19 protein-coding genes are annotated in these 18,113 nt (G+C 45.5%); all 19 read right to left on the minus strand.

The window, feature by feature from the left end:
- Nucleotides 1–848: 848 nt before the first annotated feature.
- Complete coding sequence (locus GJQ68_RS21770) at nucleotides 849–1,220, minus strand: hypothetical protein (protein WP_162419376.1); 372 nt, start codon at nucleotides 1,218–1,220, stop codon at nucleotides 849–851.
- A 253-nt stretch (nucleotides 1,221–1,473) separates the two neighbouring features.
- Complete coding sequence (locus tag GJQ68_RS21775) at nucleotides 1,474–2,088, minus strand: DapH/DapD/GlmU-related protein (protein ID WP_162419377.1); 615 nt, start codon at nucleotides 2,086–2,088, stop codon at nucleotides 1,474–1,476.
- 27 nt (nucleotides 2,089–2,115) lie between these two features.
- Nucleotides 2,116–3,087, minus strand: coding sequence for a hypothetical protein (locus GJQ68_RS21780; protein ID WP_162419378.1), 972 nt, complete (start codon nucleotides 3,085–3,087; stop codon nucleotides 2,116–2,118).
- A 189-nt stretch (nucleotides 3,088–3,276) separates the two neighbouring features.
- A complete protein-coding gene (locus GJQ68_RS21785) occupies nucleotides 3,277–3,717 on the minus strand; it encodes a DsrE family protein (RefSeq protein WP_162419379.1) in 441 nt (146 codons plus the stop codon).
- 7 nt (nucleotides 3,718–3,724) lie between these two features.
- Nucleotides 3,725–4,132, minus strand: a complete 408-nt coding sequence (locus GJQ68_RS21790; protein ID WP_202927995.1) for a DoxX family protein — start codon at nucleotides 4,130–4,132, stop codon at nucleotides 3,725–3,727.
- Nucleotides 4,133–4,188: 56 nt separating this feature from the next.
- On the minus strand, nucleotides 4,189–4,530 hold the full coding sequence (locus tag GJQ68_RS21795) for a hypothetical protein (RefSeq protein ID WP_162419380.1): 342 nt from the start codon (nucleotides 4,528–4,530) through the stop codon (nucleotides 4,189–4,191).
- Between the two features lie 225 nt (nucleotides 4,531–4,755).
- A complete protein-coding gene (locus tag GJQ68_RS21800; RefSeq protein ID WP_162419381.1) occupies nucleotides 4,756–5,127 on the minus strand; it encodes a DUF6567 family protein in 372 nt (123 codons plus the stop codon).
- Between the two features lie 120 nt (nucleotides 5,128–5,247).
- Entirely contained in the window at nucleotides 5,248–6,150 is a 903-nt protein-coding gene (locus tag GJQ68_RS21805) for an NAD-dependent epimerase/dehydratase family protein (RefSeq protein WP_162419382.1), read from the minus strand.
- A gap of 63 nt (nucleotides 6,151–6,213) precedes the next feature.
- The gene (locus GJQ68_RS21810; RefSeq protein WP_162419383.1) at nucleotides 6,214–6,792 is read right to left on the minus strand and encodes an O-methyltransferase; all 579 of its coding nucleotides are present in this window, start codon (nucleotides 6,790–6,792) and stop codon (nucleotides 6,214–6,216) included.
- A gap of 91 nt (nucleotides 6,793–6,883) precedes the next feature.
- Entirely contained in the window at nucleotides 6,884–7,966 is a 1,083-nt protein-coding gene (locus GJQ68_RS21815) for an AAA family ATPase (protein ID WP_162419384.1), read from the minus strand.
- A gap of 181 nt (nucleotides 7,967–8,147) precedes the next feature.
- Complete coding sequence (gene hemL / locus GJQ68_RS21820; protein WP_162419385.1) at nucleotides 8,148–9,434, minus strand: glutamate-1-semialdehyde 2,1-aminomutase; 1,287 nt, start codon at nucleotides 9,432–9,434, stop codon at nucleotides 8,148–8,150.
- A gap of 7 nt (nucleotides 9,435–9,441) precedes the next feature.
- Nucleotides 9,442–11,097 (minus strand): ABC transporter substrate-binding protein, encoded by a 1,656-nt coding sequence (locus GJQ68_RS21825; RefSeq protein ID WP_162419386.1) that lies wholly within the window; start codon nucleotides 11,095–11,097, stop codon nucleotides 9,442–9,444.
- A 150-nt stretch (nucleotides 11,098–11,247) separates the two neighbouring features.
- Nucleotides 11,248–12,777 carry a glutamine-hydrolyzing GMP synthase gene (gene guaA / locus GJQ68_RS21830; RefSeq protein WP_162419387.1) on the minus strand — a complete coding sequence of 510 codons (1,530 nt, stop codon included), beginning with the start codon at nucleotides 12,775–12,777 and terminating at the stop codon, nucleotides 11,248–11,250.
- A 78-nt stretch (nucleotides 12,778–12,855) separates the two neighbouring features.
- A complete protein-coding gene (locus tag GJQ68_RS21835; protein WP_317174468.1) occupies nucleotides 12,856–13,854 on the minus strand; it encodes a ligase-associated DNA damage response exonuclease in 999 nt (332 codons plus the stop codon).
- Nucleotides 13,841–14,242 carry an HIT family protein gene (locus GJQ68_RS21840; protein WP_162419388.1) on the minus strand — a complete coding sequence of 134 codons (402 nt, stop codon included), beginning with the start codon at nucleotides 14,240–14,242 and terminating at the stop codon, nucleotides 13,841–13,843. Before GJQ68_RS21840 ends, GJQ68_RS21835 begins: the two co-directional genes overlap by 14 nt.
- A 63-nt stretch (nucleotides 14,243–14,305) precedes the next feature.
- The gene (gene greA, locus GJQ68_RS21845; protein ID WP_162419389.1) at nucleotides 14,306–14,779 is read right to left on the minus strand and encodes a transcription elongation factor GreA; all 474 of its coding nucleotides are present in this window, start codon (nucleotides 14,777–14,779) and stop codon (nucleotides 14,306–14,308) included.
- Nucleotides 14,780–14,920: 141 nt separating this feature from the next.
- On the minus strand, nucleotides 14,921–15,853 hold the full coding sequence (locus GJQ68_RS21850) for an NAD(P)-dependent oxidoreductase (RefSeq protein WP_162419390.1): 933 nt from the start codon (nucleotides 15,851–15,853) through the stop codon (nucleotides 14,921–14,923).
- Nucleotides 15,854–15,860: 7 nt separating this feature from the next.
- The gene (gene mgtE / locus GJQ68_RS21855; RefSeq protein WP_162419391.1) at nucleotides 15,861–17,228 is read right to left on the minus strand and encodes a magnesium transporter; all 1,368 of its coding nucleotides are present in this window, start codon (nucleotides 17,226–17,228) and stop codon (nucleotides 15,861–15,863) included.
- Nucleotides 17,216–17,998, minus strand: a complete 783-nt coding sequence (gene rsmA, locus GJQ68_RS21860) for a 16S rRNA (adenine(1518)-N(6)/adenine(1519)-N(6))-dimethyltransferase RsmA (RefSeq protein WP_162419392.1) — start codon at nucleotides 17,996–17,998, stop codon at nucleotides 17,216–17,218. Before rsmA ends, mgtE begins: the two co-directional genes overlap by 13 nt.
- Between the last annotated feature and the right edge of the window lie 115 nt (nucleotides 17,999–18,113).

Below are 18,113 nucleotides of genomic sequence, written 5' to 3' on the forward strand. Positions count from 1 at the left end.
GATTTTTTTTGAAAAGGCGGCGATCTGGCCGGGTTGGCGCGGACCAGGCCTGCTTAAAAAAGGCTATCTCAATGCCCTTAATTCATGCTGCTGGTGTCGTTTTATTGCGTACGTGCCAGGTTCAAATACCCTGAACAGTGAGAGGAAACCAAAGCCGCTATGGTAGCTGGCACGCCCAAGAAAGACCAAAGCTTCAGCTCAATTCTTTTGGATCAGCTAAAGCTACCCAAGTGGGGCAGCTTAAACGTGTCATCAATTGTACGCCTTTTTCAAGAAATCTGTCACATTCATTTCGAACTCGTGGTAGGGTGGATAAATTGTACTTATTAAGCCTATTAGGGCTGATATAAAAATGTTTGGGCAACAGGCATCAACGATTATTTCGTTATCCCGAATGGTTATCTGGGCGCCAACCAGAGCAGACTTCCGTACGATGATACTTTTTTGAGGTTTTGAGTCAAAGGTATAGACGGCCTGACTTGAGAATTGGCTCTCCAAAACCGCTATTAATTCGTCAAAGGTCGGTAATCGTGTTCCCTGAACAATCATCGTTTTCCCGGTTAGTAAGCATCTAATATACGGATAAATAGTAAAGTAGTTGGATTTAGTTTGTATGGAATACCCCTAAGCCCTATTTAAAGGTACGTTTTAGTAGGCGAGTGGCACGGATTCCCACCATGTCCATCGAATTTTATTCTTAAAAAAGTCATTTTGGATAAATTAGGCGGGCTGGGCGGACTTTTCTTTTCAGCCATCCTGTCATAAAATCGTAGATATGGGATACACCCTGATTTTTCTGCGTAATGCCTGAATCAAAAGACTGACTTTAGGTCATCGGGTCTGCTTACTTATTTTAAAAACCTTCTTCTGTTACCTCTGCTTGCGTTTGCACCTTTTACATTGCCGCCTCCCCAGGTAAGACCAGATTTTCGTTCTCGAAAGGGGGAATTGTTCATGCTCCAACCTTTGAATTTTGATTTTTCAGCCGTTAGGCGTTCAATTTTTGCCGGAGTATCTTTGTATGATTTTATAATTCGGTCTATTCTTTTCGCATACCGATACCGGTATACCATGATGAGCGGAACGCATACCAAGGCTAACAGCAGGACTCCTGCCAGTAGCCATACTTCCGCAAATGGAACAGCCGCAATCCATCCGATGAGACCAATGATCAACAACAATCCACCTAGAATACCTGAAATATAAATGATACGTTTCATGTGTTTATAATTGGTTTTCAGAGGTCACATGGAATCTTCGCATGCATTATAATCATCCCTCCGTGTGTCGCTTGCGTCATGCTCGATTTCATCTGTTTATAATTGTCTTGTAATGGTCACAACTTGTCCCGCGCCGAAGGTCGGGATAGCCTGTTTCGATCTTAAATCGGGAGAATCTCGCAATTATAATCATCCCTCTGTGTGTCGATCTCGTCATGCCTCAGGCAGGCTCGATTTCATGTCGCAAATTTAATTAGATTTTAGCTTTGACCTGTTCGACCAGTTCCAGTCTTTTTACGATAGCGCCTTTAGGCAAAATAGTTCCCGGAGACAAAACAGCGTTTGCTCCAATTCTCGAACCATCTCCAACTAAGGCTCCGAATTTTTCCAGCCCCGTATCCACAAACTCATTTTTAAAACGCACTAGAATTCGTTTGTCCTCCCGTTCGTTATAGTGATTTGCTGCAATGGAACCTGCCTCAAAATTGACATTCCTACCAATGATGCTGTTCCCGATATAATTTAAGTGAGCAATGGCAGTACCGGAAAAAATCAGGCTGCTTTTAATCTCAGAGGAAGGCCCGATTTTCACCGAAGAATCCAAAAAAACACCTTCCCTGAAATAGGCATGGGCCCCTACCCGACATTTTTCTCCTATAATTACCGGGCTCTTTAAGGTTACCCCTTTTTCCACAGTAGCTGTCTTATGGATGGCGATGCCATTTTTCACCGTGTAATCGGGTCCAAAATGGGGTAGCATTCGCTTAATGATTTCTTCTAGGTCTGCCACAACCCTCCATGGCAGGCGATAGGCCTCTGTTTGGAGAAACGAGGGGACATCCGAAACAAAATCCTTGATATCAATCATTTATTGGTTTTACTTTATCGAGATGGTTTACGGCTTAGCAACAGGTTTTTCGCCCAGAACCCTCTTTTTAATCAGGCTCCTTTTTGCATGGACGACATCCACCATGTCCAAAAACCGATTTTCGGAGTCAACCTGGGGAATGAGTCGCTCGTTACTAAGGAGTATTTTTTCTGCTAAGTGCTCCACTGAGCTGGTTTCCAGGCCTCGAATGGCATCCGTTCGAATCCATTCCCCGCAGATCTCTCTCAGCTCGTTGATGTCCAGAAACCGGGCCTTCTCCAGCGTCACCTGGTCTTTCAGCAGTACCCAGCCCTTTTCTATCTCCTGCGTTCCATCCCCTTCCATTCCCTGCTCTTCGTTCTGGGGATATTCCTTTTGAACGCCTTTTAAAAACTGCTGCACCAGTTGGGTGATTTTCCAGGTATCAGCCTCGTTCAAGCACATATCCCCTTCCGGAAAAACCTCCAGCAATGCCTCCATATAGGCCCTGGACAGTACCGGAAAACGATCCGACAACTGCAACCGCAAGCTTCTGGAATCCACGTAACCGATAAATTTTTTGTGTAGGGAATCATGGGAATCAACAAATACCCAGTAGTGAATTCCCCTTACTTTTGACAAGATCGTTGAAAAAATATATAATCGCGACGTTAACCAGGCCTTTCCCCCATAAATGTCAATGCTTGCGTAGTCGTAGCGGCCTGCTTTGCTGAATTGCTCCATCAGGTCCATAACGCCACTGGAAAAATCGTCGGACTTCACCCCTTTTCTAATATCCCCTACGTATTCGTTGCTCCATGATGAGGAAAATTCCTTTGCCATTTCAAATTCCAATTCGACGCCCATTGCGCCGATCTTTGTGGTTCTATCCACCAACTGGGGGATGTATTTCCTCAAAAAAAATAGAATAAGCAATACGGTAATTGGCCAGATCAATTCCTGAAGCAATGGAATCCAGGTATCCATGGAGCTTAAAGGTGTAATTTGTACGGAGTACATTGTCCATTTTTTTTGTTTATCAAACAAGTTACACAACAATGATAAACTATTCCCAGGTACTTTATTATAAAAAGGCAGAGAAGTACTTTTTTCCTATTCTAAAACATCAGTTTTGGGTTTTAGGGTCAAAACTAAAAAAAAACCAGCCCTCTATGGTGACTGGTTTTTTCTAGCATACAATCTAGGAAGTTAAAGGGTGATTGACTTGTACCCCAACTCCTGTAATCCAAACATGTAGATCAGGCCGTTTTCCGTAATGGGAGTCTCATCCGGTAACAGCGTTTTATCAATTCCAAATTGCTGAATAGATAGCCCGCAGACCAGAATTTTCAGGCCGTGGTCAGACACGGTGTTTTGTATCAGTTTTTGCAATTCCGCATCTTCAGAAATTTCCTTCACCAGCATACCGCAGGCCACGATTTGAAAATCTATTTGTTCATTTTCGGATTTGAATACAATACCGGTTTTTATTCCGGCCTTCAAATGTTGGGCTTTCTGAACCAACATGGCATACTTGCCATCCTTTCGGACAGCCTGCTCGGTTTGTTTGATAGCCGCTGCCGTTTGTCCATTTGCCAGACCCAGGCCTAGAGTTAGTAGTGCTATAAATGTGATCATGTATATTTTCATTATTTTTTTATTTATTGTAAATACTGTACGCTTTTGGATTATTTAGGATGAAAAACAACAACCCTCCAAAAAGAGCAATGTTTTTCCAGAATGGCCCATGAATCAACCCATTACCTAGCTGTATAGTAATGGTAATTGGAACAAGTACCATAAATAAGGTAAGCGCCGTCCAGCGGGTGTAAACACCCAAAAGGAAGGCTACCCCTGCAGAAAACAGTACGTAACCCGTCATTATTCCTAAGAGGTACGGATCGCCAAGAAAAGTGGCAAAAGAGCTGAAAGCAGCCGACTGTATGCGCTGTACGACCTGCTCGGGATTGGTCAGATGAGAAATTCCAGCCACTATAAATATCCCGCTAAGCATTATTCGGAACAGGAGTACGGAAATCCCACTCACCACAATTGATTTGTTCATTGTTTGATCATTTCTTTGTTTGATATTAAATCACCTATTCATTCAGGAAGGTGGTATCAAATCAGAAATTGTTGATAAAAAAGATAGGTAGGAATTTTTTCTTTTTGTTGATTATAAAAATGGAATAAAAGATTGGTTTTAAGGCCGGATAAAATAGGTGCTTCATTCGAAAAATGGCGAAAATTAGCGGTATCGATTTGTTTTTCTTCCTTTTTATGCTCCTTTTCCAGCTTAAAAAAAGTCAAACATGCATTTCTATTCTGTTTTTGAGTAGGTTGATTGGAAGTATTTGTAAATGATATTTGCGAAAATTCTCTCTTTATTGAACAGGGAATAACCATTAATGCTACCAGCGCAAAAACAATTATTTTCCTGTATCCAAATAGAGAGAAAATCATAACCGGAGAATTGTCATTAATTTAAACAAGGTTTACGGTAAATCAGCCATCATGGTTATTACTTGTTTCCCATCCTTAAAAAATTACCAGAAAAAAGCGTAGAAGCAAGAACCAGTACAACTACCAGCAGAATTTCGAAAAAGCAATTTGTAAAAAGATATCCGGAGGCTGATGCCCCCGGAAACTTCCTTATTGCTACTTCTGCTTTCGTTGGGAGGGAAAGGATTACCTGGTAAACTCTACCACCGTGCCACTCACCGTGATGGTTCTTTTGTAATAAAACGGGGGGATACCACCCACATGCTCTTCTGTCAGAATATGGGTTATGGTTCGCGAACCGGAGGTCAGATCGGCCTCCTCAATCATGGCGGAGTACGCTTCGTTAAATAAATTTCTTCGTTTCTGTCCTCCGAAAACAAAGATATAGTCCACCTCAGCGGCTCCCTTTACCTGGCCTAGTACCTGGAAGTTATCGCTTCCAAGATTAACCTGGGTATTATTTTGATTCTGGTTGAGTATCCAGGCCTGATTGACACCGCAGGAACCCAGGCCGAAAATAAGTGCCAGTCCAAGAATGACATTTCTGGTTTTTTTCATGGTAGATAGTAGTTGTTGTTTGTAAATTGGTTTTAGGAATGAATGAATTTCTGGAGGTAACTGGTAAAACAACTTGGGTTCCAACATGAACAGTACCGAAGCCCTTAGCGGTTGCCAGACTTATTCTCCTTTCACGTATTTCCGCCAGTTATGTTGCTCTTTAAATCCCAATATTTCCCGGATTTTCCGATTGGAAAACAAGGCTTCGTGCTCCTCCAATTCCCGGGTAACCGGTACCCCCGGAAAAAACCGCTCTGCCAATTCCTTGCTGGGGATAATTGCCCCATTGTGGTCGTTCCCGGCATTGAAAACCTGGTAACCCAGTCCATCTTTTTTCACGCATAAATCCACAATCTGCCCCAGATCACGCGCATCAATGTAGCAAAAGGCATTTCGACGCCGTACTTCGGGATGCTTGAAATAGTACGGAAACAGTTCCTGGTATTCGTGGGGCTCGATCACGTTTCCTATTCGGAGGGCATAGATATCCACACCCGACCTTCGCTGGAAAGCGCGGGCCGTTTTTTCATTTACCACCTTGGATAGCCCGTAACTATCCATGGGATCCACGTCGTAGTCTTCCTCCAGGGGCAGGGAGTGGGGGTCGGTTGGGCCGTCTGAAAAACAAACCCCATAGGTGGTCTCTGAGGAAGCGATGATAATCTTTCGGATGCCTAGCTTTACCGCCGCTTCGATCACATGATAGGTACCCATGGTATTGACCCGAAAGGTTTCATTATCCGGGTTGATCAGGATGCGGGGCACGGCGGCAAAGTGAACCACCGCATCAAAGGGCGGCACTCCGCCTCCGGGTTCCAGGTCATCCAAGCCGGCATAGGAACTCATGGCATTAAACATCTGTCCGGAATCGGTAATGTCGGCGATAAGGTTGTCTACTCCCGGGTGATCCAGTGGTTTCAAGTCTACATTCATCACCCGATGCCCCTGATCGAGCAGGTAGGGGATCACGTGTTTTCCGGCTTTCCCGGACCCTCCGGTGAAGAATATTCGTTTCTTAGTCATATGGTTTAATTGTTGTTGAGTCCAAATCAGGCGAACCCAATGTCCGCTGCGGCCTTCGCTGAATTATGTTTTAACCGCAATTATTATTCCTGTTGCCCAGTTCTGTTTTGTCACATTCAAATCGCTTCTGCGCTCTAAAGTGTTTACAAAATTGACAGCCTTTTCCTGGTGCCCCTCGGGCCAATTTGCCTGAGGTACCATGTCATCCACTATGTAAAGTCCGCCCTTGTTTAACATTCCTAATACTTCATCCAAAAGTAAATATTTCCCGTGCCAGGTATCAGCAAATATATAATCGAATTTTTGGTCGAGGTGAGTTTTCACCCAAACCTCGCCATCAGAAAGAACTAATTTTAACCTTTCATCCTGTCCCAAAAACTGCTGCGCAATGCCCAAAAAGATTTCGTCATTATCTATCGAGATCAATGTCGAGTTCCTATCCATCCCGTCAAGAATCCAACTCGTTGAGAGCCCTGTTCCTGTACCAAGTTCAAGGAATTTTTCCGCTGGTTTTGAGCTCGCAAGCGTTTTAAGTAACGAACAGGTCAATATGTCAGAAGGCATTGTAAAGCCATTATCAATGGTTGCCCGTTCAATACCGGCATACGCACCTGGGATTTTTTGATTAATCTCTTCCGTCATCTTTCAATTATTATTTTGAGGGGCTCAATACATCTATAACCATGGCATCCCTTCGGGATTTTTCTAGGTAATAATCCAATAAAGAGGCCCCCTACTTCCGAAAGCCTATGGATCCTTTTTTCGCCTGTTGGAAATTCCTCTTTTGATAATTAAATATATCTGAGAGAGTCATCGCATTGTTGGTAGATTCGTGGTTCATCTCGCTGAGCAGCTTATTGGCTTTCTCCGGAACCAATGGTTGGAATTCATAGTATGCGATCATCCGGCCTTTTCTCAGCAGGGCTTTGTCAATTTTATCGATGCTGGTATTAAAGGTACAAATGATTTTAAAGTTCAAATAGTCACTAAACAAGCCGTCTGTCAATTGCAGAATCGTAGAAACCACGGAGGTTTCATTCATCTGTTCCCTGCTCGTCAGTACTTTCTCTGCGTCTTCAATAATTAAAACAGCATTTTGGTTTTTGAGAAGGAAAGAAATAAAGTTGGGGTGGAGCAATTCATTGATAAATTCATTTTGTATAAAGATAAAGGTCTTTTCCTGATGCCTGCTAATCAGGTTTTTAATATAGGAGGTTTTACCTGATCCCGGAACCCCATGCAGCAAAATTAACCCCGCCTTGTCGATGTCCAATGAGGCTTCTATAAGTTCATTTATTTCGGCAAAATCATCGTTATACAGTTTTTGAATATCACACTCGAAGTTGTCTGTTTTTACCTCCTGGGTGAAAAATCCCTTATCGTTTCTTGACAAAACTTTAAAGCCCGGAGCCCTGTCCAGGCCAAACCTGCTCCTTAGCTTATGGTTGGTCTTGATCACCCAGTTTTCCAACTCCACATCAGAAGCATCATACAAGGTGTCCACAAACAATTGGTCTAAATCCAAGGACAGCCAAATGAGCAATTTTTTGGCTTTGCTTTTCAACAGGTATTGGTAGGGAAAATCTTCGCTAGTGTCGGGTACTTTGGTATCTTGGGTATTCCAATATTTGAAAACCACTTCCAACTCCTGCGATGCCAGGTCGATCGCTTCCAGCACGGTTTCCATATGTGCCCGATCCATTTTAAGCGGCGTTTCAAAGCCCAGATTGGAAGGCAGTTGATCAAAGCACACTGAAAAGTAGGAATACCTTTCAAAATCATTGAAAGAGTCAAATGAATCTATTAATTCAGCCATTTGCTGTTCTATTGGTTAAAAATAAGCGTATTCATTTTACCAGTAACGCTACCCGCAAAAAAACGGATATCGTTTTTTCAATTATTCTCGTGCTTTCTTTCACCTGGTATTCCTGTCGGTTATCGCGTCAGATCCCGCTAAAAAGGGAGTCATTGCCAGTTGCCATCCTATTCTTTTTTTCTTACAACCCCTTTAAGGCAGTCTCATTGGCCTCCAGAATTTTATCCAGGTGCTCTTGTTCCAGGGCCGTGGATAGAAACAGACTTTCATACTGGGAAGGTGCCAGGTATATTCCTTGCTGGAGCATCGCATTAAAATACCTACCAAATAAAGTCGTGTCACAGGTCTGCGCATCCCCAAAGTCTCGTACCTTCCGCTCGGTAAAAAACAGGCTGTACATGCTGCCAATGGTATTGGTGGTGTAAGGAAGTCCCAATCGCTCCAAGGTGGATTGAATGCCTCCCACCAAGGTTTTGCCGGTATTTTCCAAACGGGTATAAACCGAAGGGTTCCTGCTTAGATGATTTAGCATGGCCAAACCTGCAGCCATGGCAATCGGATTTCCAGACAGGGTCCCAGCCTGGTACACAGGACCTTGCGGAGACACGTACTCCATGATTTCCTTACGACCTCCATAAGCTCCTACGGGCATTCCCCCGCCGATGATTTTTCCGAGGGTCGTTAGGTCGGGAATAACCCCCAGCACCTCCTGCGCCCCTCCTGGTGCCAGCCGAAAGCCGGTCATCACCTCGTCAAAAATCAGGACGATGCCTTCTTCGTCGCAGATTTTCCGCAGACCCTCCAAAAACCCGGGCTCCGGCAACACGCAGCCCATATTTCCTGCCACTGGTTCCAGAATCATCGCGGCAATTTCATCTTTATTAGCCTCCACCAGCAACTTCACCTTATCCAAATCGTTATACGGTGCCAGCAAGGTGTCTTTGGCAGTTCCTTTGGTCACGCCTGGTGAATCAGGATTTCCCATGGTAACGGCTCCGGATCCGGCAGCAATTAGAAAGCTATCTCCATGCCCATGATAGTTCCCTTCAAATTTGATGAACTTTTCTTTTCCGGTATAGCCGCGGGCGACACGAATGGCAGACATGGTTGCTTCGGTACCGCTATTGACCATCCGCACTTTTTCCACTGAGGGCACCATATTTACAATCAGTTCGGCTATTTCCACCTCCATGGCAGTAGGAGCCCCAAAGGAAGTCCCCTTTTCCATGGCTTTGATAACGGCCTCCCTTACTTCCGGATGATTGTGTCCCAGTACCATGGGACCCCAACTGTTAATTAGTTCTATAAACCGGTTTCCATCCGCGTCAAAGACATAGGGACCCTCTGCTTTGGAAATAAACAGGGGGTTGCCCCCGACTGCTTTAAATGCCCTCACCGGAGAATTGACCCCTCCGGGAATGGATTTTTTGGCTTGGTCAAAAAGTTCTTTGCTATTCTTTGTAATCATCGGCTATTTATTCTTCTATGGTCAAAACTCCTTCTTCCAGCCGGAGCATGGGTACGTAATTATTGTATTTCACATTGGAGAAATCAAAGCCAAAGGTAAGCTCTCCCTCGAGAAATCCGCTTTGGTTCAGGTTTTTCCGAAAATCAAAGCCTTCCCTGGCGTTGATCACCCTGCATACCATATCTGCCAACTCGTAACCCATGTACACAAAGGAAGAAGGGTATACTTTAAATTTTTCCAAATAATTCCCCCTAAATTCATCCAAAACTTCATCGTTAAAATCCACCGTATTATTACCCACAAAATGGAAATTCTGGGATTCCATCATTTCGTAATTGGCAAAGTTAAAGTACAGCCAGCTTTCCATGACCACTAGTGGAATGCCAGATCCCAGCGATTCCACCAGCCCGAAGGTAGGGGAGGCAATGTTAGGATCATCCGAAAAAATGACAATCATGTCCACCGATGCTTCCTCTTCTGTCCCAAGTTTAAGGGTGTCAAAAAAGTCGCGCATTTCCCGAATGGTCACTTTTTGGCTTTCAACTATCTGCAGGCCACTTTTCCTGGCCATCTCGGTAAAAAGATCGGCCAACTGCTCATCCCTGCTGGTCCCCGAATAGGCCAGTGCTATTCTTCTGCCTTCAAACCTGCGGCAATAATCGATTACCCTTTGGCTTAATGCATTCACGGAAGGTCTGAATAGGTAAGAATGATTGAATTCCTGAATATTGTCGTCAATGTTGGAGAGTGGATTGATTTGAGGGATTTCATAAAGTTGAGCGAAAGAAGCTACCTGGGCCGTTTCTTCCGGATAAATGGGGCCAATAATGACATCCGCTTTCTTGAGGAAAGGATCTCTCAAAATTCGAGTTACTTGCTCACCGGATCGCTCGGTATCAAATGTTCTGAAATTTACTTCCAGTCCCTCATTTTTTGCTTGCTCCAGTGCTAACTGTATCCCCTGATACAATTGCAATACGAAATTATTCCCCTGCAGGGAGCTAACCCCCTCTCCTCCTTCATAATTAAAGGGTAGCACAATTGCCACATCCAAAATTCCGTCGGTTACGGCGGTTTCGCTTTCTCCTGGACGAGCATGAATTGAACTTCGGATTTCCTGGTAAATTTTTCGATCGTTGGAGGACATGGAACCCTGGGACTCCAGCTTTTCCTTGAGGGCCATCATCAATCCCAGATTTTCCGGATATTGGTTATATTGCACGGTCAATACGCTGGAAGAACTTACCTTCAAAAACTCATAAGTTGCTGCATAGGCTTCTTGTTGCACGGACTCATTACGGATGGCATCAACCAGTTGCAGGGCTTCTGAGGCATCCGAAAGCTGGAAATGAGTGAGCGCGAGTAAGTACCGGGCCTCGTCATCGCCTTCCCACGAACGAGGTCCCTGCAAATCGTTTAAGGCATTTTTTGCCAATTCGTATTGGCGGTTTCCGTAGGCTGCCCTCGCAAAATGGAACCGGGCATATTCAGAAAGATCGCCATACTTTTCCGCATCCAGATAGGGCCTGAGCAATTCCATTGCCTCCTCGTGACTTTCCTGCGCAATTAATGATTTTGCCCGTTGGTAGTTTGTTGTGTCCTCCTGGGCAAAAAGAGCATGTATGGGAAACAAAAGACAGGCAATGATTTGGGGCCATTTCATAGATGGAAGTTTTTTACGTTTAAGAAAATCAAACATCATACCTGATTTTACAAGAAACAATTTTTGGTAGCGAAATACGAATTTAACGGTTTTTGGACCAATTCTTCATAAAAAAACCTGATATCTTCATCAGGTTTCAGATGGGGTAAATTACTCCCATTCTATGGTAGCCGGCGGTTTGGAACTGATGTCGTAAACCACCCGGTTTACCCCTTTGACTTTATTGATGATATCATTGGAAACCTTGCCCAGAAACTCATAGGGAAGGTGAACCCAGTCCGCGGTCATACCGTCAACAGAGGAAACTGCGCGGAGAGCAACCACCCGCTCATAGGTTCGTTCGTCCCCCATCACCCCTACCGATTGGATGGGCAACAGGATGGCTCCTGCTTGCCAGACCTGATCGTAAAGACCGGCATCTTTGAGCCCCTGTATAAATATATAATCCACTTCCTGAAGGGTTTCTACCTTTTCGGGGGTAACGTCCCCCAGGATGCGAATGCCGAGTCCGGGACCAGGAAAAGGATGCCTGCCGATAATGGCCTCAGGAATTTCCAGGGCCTTCCCCACTTCCCTGACCCCGTCTTTAAACAGGGTATTTAGCGGCTCCACCACTTTCAGATTCATAAAATCGGGTAATCCACCCACGTTATGGTGGGATTTGATGGTAGCAGAGGGGCCATTGACAGAAACCGACTCAATCACATCGGGATAAATGGTGCCCTGTCCGAGCCATTTCACTTCCTTTATCTTATGCGCCTCTTCATCAAAGACTTCTATAAACGTTCTCCCAATGGCTTTGCGCTTTCCTTCGGGATCTGAAATTCCCCGGAGGGCATCGTAAAATTTCTGCCGGGCATCGACACCAATGACATTTAAGCCCAGGTCCTGGTAGGAGTCCAGCACTTCTTCATATTCGTTTTTTCGCAAGAGACCGTTATCTACAAATACGCAGGTAAGTTGCTCCCCAATGGCACGGTGGATCAAGGTAGCCGCCACAGAAGAGTCAACCCCTCCGGACAAGCCCATGACCACCCGGTCTTTGCCGATGCTTTTTTTCAGTGAATCCACGGTAATGTCTATAAACACGTCCGATGTCCAATCCTGGCTGCAGCCGCAAATCTGTACCACGAAGTTTCTCAAAACATTTTTTCCCTCTGTGGAATGGGTTACTTCGGGATGAAACTGAATGCCATAGGTAGCTTCTCCCCGCACCTTATAAGCGGCAATTTTTACCGAGGGTGTGCTGGCGATGGTTTCAAAATCATCCGGTAACGTTTTAATCGTGTCGCCATGGGACATCCATACCTGGGAGCCATGGGTCATTTCTTTGAAAAGGTCTGCATGGGTGTCCAGGTGAGAAAGATTGGCTCGGCCATATTCCCTGATTTCAGAAGGGGCTACTATGCCCCCGTATTTTTGGGCCATTAACTGGGCACCGTAACACACACCTAATACGGGGAGTTTTCCTCTGAAAACATCAAGGTCGAGGTCAGGAGCCCCCTCGTCCCGGACAGAGCAGGGGCTGCCAGAAAGGATTACACCTTTGATGTCGGAACTGAGCGGGGGAATTTTATTAAAGGGATGAATTTCGCAATATACATCCAGCTCCCGGACACGTCTGGCGATAAGCTGGGTATATTGGGAACCAAAGTCAAGAATTAAAATCTGTTCTGCCATGCGCAAAGGTAATCAGCCCCTGCCAATTCCCGAAACAAAAAAGGGGATTTTCAAAATTTGGCACCCCTGCCCTGGACCTCAGGTGTCTTCGGCATCCGGGGATTCTCCCTGAAACAGGGTTTCCAATACCCTGGCTTTTAGGCCCTTTTCCTGAAGGTATCGGGCAAAAACATCTTTGAAGCCATGTGTCAATAAAATAGTAGCGGCCCCGGTGCCTTCGATCGCCTGATTCAAACCCGTCCAGTCGGCATGATCCGAAAGTACAAACCCATTATCAACCGCCCTACGTCTTCGGGCTCCCCGGATATTCATCCAGCCGGAACAAATGGCCGTCCGGTATGGGGAAAACTGCTTCATCCAGGGACTTCCCGCAGCCGAAGGAGGGGCCAAAATCAGGGCATTGGCAAAAGCTGATTTAGGCAGTGAACGGGTTACTTTTTCCACCTTTGGCAAAAGGATGCCATCTGCAGCAAGGGCCTCATTGGTGTTCCAGATGGCACCGTGTGCAAAAACAGGCCCCAGCCCCATATCCAGATGACGGAGGATTCGCTGAGCCTTTCCCAATGAATAGGCAAATACCACCGAGCAGCGGTTTTCTTTGCCATTACTAGCCCACCATTGGTTCAGATCCCGAAAAATAGTTTCCTGACTTTCCCAACGGTACACCGGCAAGCCAAAGGTAGATTCCGATACGAAAGTGTGGCAGGGCACGGGCTCGAAAGGAGTACTGATACCGTCGGATTCTATTTTGTAATCCCCGCTGATCACGGTAATTTCTCCTTTATATTCCAGCCGAACCTGGGCGGATCCGGGGATATGACCGGCGGGATGCAGGGAAATTTTCACGCCGTTTATAGAGATCTCCTTTTCGTAAGCAAGCGTTTCCAGCTCAATTTGGTTTCCCAGGCGGTATTTCAGAATTTGCTTGGATTGCTCGTGCGCCAGGTAGTGTTTCATTCCCCATCGGGCATGGTCTGCATGGGCATGCGTAATGATGGCCCTTGCCACCGGCTTCCAGGGATCGATGTAGACACCCGCCGGGGGACAATAGATGCCCTTATCATCAAGCGTTATCAAATTCAGCTTTAATACTGTTGGCAATTTCCTCCAATTCCTCAGAAGATAGTTTCAGCTTGGGGCGGCTGAAATTAATATCATCCATGGTTTTTAACGGCACCAGGTGAATGTGAACATGGGGGACCTCCAGTCCGATCACGGCTACGCCGATGCGGGTACAGGGAATCACCCGTTCCTGAGCTTTGGCGACCTTTTTGGCAAACAAGTGTAGGCTCGTGTACAAGGAATCATCCAGGTCGTAAATATAATCCACCTCTTTTTTGGGGACGACCAATACATGGCCTTTAACCAGGGGCATGATATCCAAAAAAGCGATGTGCTGATCGTCTTCAGCAACGATGTGCCCTGGAATTTCTCTATTAATTAGTTTGGTAAATATGGAAGGCATACTTCAGGAAGTTTGTTTATTGACCGAATAAAAAATCCCGATGCAAAGCAATCGGGATGGAAATTAATAACTGATATCCAGAATTTCAAATTCAAGCTTTCCGGCAGGGGCTTGAATCTGGGCAATCTCGCCGACTTTTTTACCCGTTAGCCCTTTTCCAAAAGGAGAGGCCAGGGAAATCTTGTTGGCTTTTAGATCTGCTTCTTCTTCCGACACGAGTGTGTAGGTCACGGTCATGCCGTTTTTTACGTTCTTAATTTTGACGGTGCAAAGAATTCCCACCTTGGAAGTATCCACTTTAGAGTTATCCAATACCCTGGCGTTGCCAAGTACATTTTCCAATTTGGCAATTTTCAATTCCAGGTGACCCTGTGCGTCTTTGGCAGCATCATACTCCGCATTTTCGCTTAAGTCTCCTTTGTCTCTGGCTTCGGCGATCTGCTTGGCAATGTCGGACCTGCCTTTGGTTTTCAGCTGTTGAAGCTCATCCTTGAGCTTCTTCAGTCCTTCTTCGGTGTAATATTGTATGTTTCCCATATCAAATAATTAATAGCCTGATAATAAATAAAATAACGGTCTCAACTTTGAGACCGTTCCCATATGCTTCCTGTATTTTGTATCAACAAAGATAAAATAAGAATTCTTATTTTACAATTTAAGGGGCCAATTATTGGGGGATCAACCCTTCCACTCTCCTTCGATTTTGGCTACCAGCACCTGGTTGATTTTCCGGTAGGACTCATGGCTCCAGCCCGCAACATGAGGTGAAAAAAGCACATTGGACCTTCTGCTGAGTGCTTCAAAGGACAGTCGCTCTGAAGCCGTCAGTGCCTGGAGCTTTTCCTTTTCCAAAACATCGAGAGCTGCCCCTTTCAACTTACCGTTTTGCAGGACTTCATTCAAGGTGTCCATTCGGATTACCTCCCCCCGGGCGGTATTGATGAGGTAAAAAGACTTGCGAAAACCCGACAGAATTTCGGGACTAAAAAAATATCTGGTCTCAGCCGTGAGGGGAACATGGATACTCAGTACATCTGCCTTTTCTTGTATGGCCTGAAAACTACTCTCTTTTACCCATTCATCCCCAAAGCCAGACTTGAATTTATCGTAGGCCAGTATTTCGACCCCAAAGCCCCGAAGTCGTTGTGCAAAAGCACTTCCCATATTTCCATATCCGAAGATGCCCACCGTTTTGCCAGACAGCTCCACTCCCCTGTTTCCTTCCCGATCCCAAATACCTTTTCTCACCTGCTGGTCAGATTGCAGGTAATGGTTGAACAAGGTCAACAGCATGCCCAATGCGTGTTCGGCCACGGCATCCCGGTTGCCTTCTGCAGCATGATGCAGGGAGATCCCTTTTTCTTCCAGGTAATCCAGGTCGATGTTATCCAAGCCGGCTCCCGCTCTGGCTACAAATTTCAATAGAGGGGCTTCTTGCAGCAGTTCTTTATCGATGGGTGTCTTCGATCGAATGATCAACCCCTCATAATCTTGCAAAACAGCCAGGATCCCCTCACGGTCTATTTCAGGCCGGTAATCCACTTGATGCCCTTTTTCTTCCAGCAAAGGCACAATGCTTTCGTGCATTTGGTCGATGATCAGTATTCTCATGGTTTAATTAAAGGTTCAATAGTAAGGTGGCTACCCCAAAATAAACGCCCAGGCCCAGCAGGTCATTGGCAGTAGTAATAAATGGCCCCGATGCCATGGCCGGGTTTATCCCAATCTTATCCAGCACGATCGGGGTAAGCGTGCCCATAAAGGATGCCAGTAAGACCACACTGAATAATGCAATGCTTACGACCAGACCAAATTTAGTCTCCTGCCCGTAAAGAAATACCACCGTGAGAAACACAAACAAAGCCAATACCAATCCATTGAGCACGGCCACCAAAAGTACCTTCAGAAAACGTTTGGTCAGGCTGTCTTCAAATACCGATCTATTCGCCAGGCTCTGTACTACCAGCGTGGAGGATTGAATGCCCACATTTCCCCCTGTAGCCGTGATTAAGGGAATAAAAAAAGCCAGCGCAGTGACGGCATTCAACCCTTCTTCAAAAAAACCAATAAAGCCTGCTCCCATCAATCCTCCCACCATACCTATGACCAGCCAGGGAAGCCGAGCACGGGAGAGGCGGTAAATGGAGTCGGATTCTTCCACGTCATCCGAAAAACCGGTCATGGCCTGAATGTCTTCCTCTGCCTGCTCCCGGATCAGATCCAAAATATCATCTACCGTTATCCGTCCAACCAACTTGTTTTTAACATTCACCACCGGAACCGCTTCCAGATCGTATTTTCGCATGATCTCGGCTACCTCTTCCCCTTCCATATAAGTGGGTACTGAAATAATGTTGTCCTCGTACAAATCAGCTACTTTGGTACCTGAGGATGCCAGAATCAATTTCTTTAAGGCTATTCTGCCCAATAGCTTTTCCTTGTTATCCACCACGTAAATCGAAAAAATCTTTTCCACATTTTCTGCCTGCCGGCGGATTTCATCGATGGTCTGTACCACAGTCCAGTTGAGGTTGGCTTTAATGATCTCTTTGGCCATCAATCCACCAGCACTGTCCTCATCGTACCGGAGCAATTCGATGATGTAAAGGGATTTTTCCTTTTGTTCCAGGTGGCTGATGACGGCTTCCCGGTCGTTCACCACCAATTGATTCAGCACATCCACCGCATCATCTGAATCCATGTGGTCGATCAGAGTGGCCAGTTCTTCCGGAGGCATGGAGGTAATCACCTTGTATTGGGAATCTTCGTCCAGCTCAATCAGAATGTCCGCAGAAAAATCCGGATCCAGGGCCCGCAGCACAAAAAGTGCTTCCTCCATTTCCAATTCATCCAACAGGGCCGCTATATCGGCCTTTTTGGCATCCTGCATGGACTCCTGAATAAACTGAATGTGGGCTTCCGAGATACTCTCCCGAAGCGCTTCCAAGTATTCTTTGGAAAGTTCGAATGTCTTTATAGCTTCCACGATGCTTCCAATTTTTGAGTTAAATAAACAAACTCCTCCACTCCCAGTTGTTCTGCCCTTAGATCCAGCATGTCCATGCTTTTAAATTCTTCGGAAAGGCCCATTGGTTTCAGGGCATTTCGCAGGGTTTTCCTCCGAGTGTGAAACGCTTGCTTTACCAATCTGAAAAACAGCTTTTCGTCGCAAGGTAGCTCCCGAACCGAATTTCGTTTCAATTGGATCACTCCGCTCTGCACTTTTGGAGCCGGGTCGAATACTTCAGGAGGAACGGTGAACAGGTAGGCTGTTTCGTAAAAAGCCTGCAGCAATACACTCAAAATGCCGTAGACCTTACTTCCTTTCTTGGCGGTAATTCGTTCTGCTACTTCCTTTTGAAGCATCCCCACCACTTCCATCACCTGATGCCTTTCTTCCAAAACCTTGAAGAAGATCTGGCTGGAAATATTGTAGGGAAAATTACCTATTATGGCGTAAGGTGTATCATAAAGCGTTCTGTATTGATTGTCCAAAAAGTCTCCCTCCACTATCCGAAGCGAATGCTTCGCATATTTCTCCCGCAGGTAAACGACAGACTCTTTATCGATCTCAATCAGGGTTAGTTCCCAGGGTTTTTCTACTAAAAAATCGGTCAGAACCCCCATTCCCGGTCCTATTTCCAACACATACCGGCCGCCCCCAAATCCTTCGAGCGAAGTTGCGATCCGTTCCGCCACTTGTAGGTCACGCAAAAAGTGTTGTCCCAGATGCTTCTTGGCTCTTACTTTACTCATAATGAAGGTAGTTTGCAGGGATTTAAGACAGCAAAAGTAAAACAATAATCTGTAACGACCATAGGTAAGCGTAATCTCTGCCCCTTAATTTCGGCTAGTAGTAACGTTCCGGTTT

The sequence above is a fragment of the Cyclobacterium roseum genome (assembly GCF_010119225.1).
GTDB classification, from domain to species: domain Bacteria; phylum Bacteroidota; class Bacteroidia; order Cytophagales; family Cyclobacteriaceae; genus Cyclobacterium; species Cyclobacterium roseum.